Source organism: Hoylesella enoeca JCM 12259 (assembly GCF_000613405.1).
In the GTDB taxonomy this organism is placed as follows: Bacteria; Bacteroidota; Bacteroidia; order Bacteroidales; family Bacteroidaceae; genus Prevotella; species Prevotella enoeca.
Map to the genome: position 1 here is coordinate 1 of NZ_BAIX01000105.1, position 1,329 is coordinate 1,329.

A 1,329-nucleotide genomic window follows, 5' to 3' on the forward strand; every position below is an offset into this window, starting at 1 on the left:
ATGTAAAGGTTTACATAATACGCAATGGTGCATTGATACACCTTCTTCCAAATGCTCCTGCACGCTCTCTAATACGTGGACTTGAATAGTGCCATCTGTAAAACAGATACCGAAAAACTTGGATTTGAGTTCCTTGAAACGCTTTTCGTCTTCCATTGCCTTCTTTTGCTTCTGTTCTATCTCCTCCCTTTCACGCACTCTGAGAAGCTCCTCGTGTCTGCGGTCGTGTTCGCCTTTAAGGTCTGTTGGGCATAAATATTTTGGATTATGAATATCCTTTCCTAATCTTCTAAGTATATCTACATAATCACTCCAAAGGGAAATATCCACAATCTCATAGCCGTTACGGACTGCAATCTTGTAAGATTGCCATAGTTCTTCAAAAGTTCTCTTGTTGCCAAGAAAGTAACGTAAATGCTCTGTGCGACCTGCTTTTAGCAATGTTTCCACTCGGCTGTCTGTAAGTAATGCAGGAATAAGCTGGGTAGGTACGATGCCATAGAAATTATCCTTAAAACCATTTCTACGAAGTATGTCTGTAACCTTGAACTTCGGATATATCGGTGAGTAGGCAATATGCTGATAGGCTTCATTATCGTTGCGTATCGCCATAGGACTATAATAGGAAAAGGTATCAACATAGTGTCCCAATACCCTCTGTATGGCAACCACAGCTTTTCGTCCCTGCATATTCCACCAATATTGCCCAATCTCAATTATAGAAGTCTGTGCTTTGTAACCTTTCTCCATACCCACAATAAGTAGGAACATACGCAATACTTGAAACTCTCCACAAGTAGTAAGTATGGTGAAATACTGCTTCTGCTGCAACTTGCGCTCGTAGGTTTCCTTGACCTGCAACTTTGCCCTGCAATGAGGGCAAGTACAAGTTTTTCTCTGTTTGTTCATTACCCAACTATGCCCACAATCCATACAAGTAGTGCGACCTTTTGGCAAGCGGTAGGCGAAGTGGTCAATACACTCACGGAATGCCCACTTACTTTGTTGCTTGGTTATCGGGCGAAGATGCTTGCTTTGTTCCAAAACCGCCTTTTCAAATTTGTTTCTCGGTTTCATAGGCTTAAAAATCGAATAGTGATGGTTGTACTTGGGTTGCTGCGTTCTCAGTCTTTTTCACTCGTGCGTTACGGCTCTGTAACTTGGCAAGTTCCTCACGCTGATATTGCTTAATGGCTTCCTGCCTTGCTTCGGCTTTTTCTTCCTCTGTGAGTTCCACAATGTGATTAACGGCTACTTGGCAAGAAACAGCCTTACCCACCTCTATATCGTCCTCATCGTAGTAGTGATTATCACGAGTCGTGATAAGCA

2 protein-coding genes are annotated in these 1,329 nt (G+C 42.5%); both read right to left on the reverse strand.

Annotation, left to right across the window (positions count from 1 at the left end):
• Window positions 1-1,077: PcfJ domain-containing protein (locus tag JCM12259_RS12775; RefSeq protein ID WP_025066727.1), on the reverse strand; the 1,077-nt coding region annotated here is incomplete at its 3' end.
• A gap of 4 nt (window positions 1,078-1,081) precedes the next feature.
• On the reverse strand, window positions 1,082-1,329 hold a 248-nt coding region (locus JCM12259_RS12780; protein ID WP_025066728.1), incomplete at its 5' end, for a PcfK-like family protein.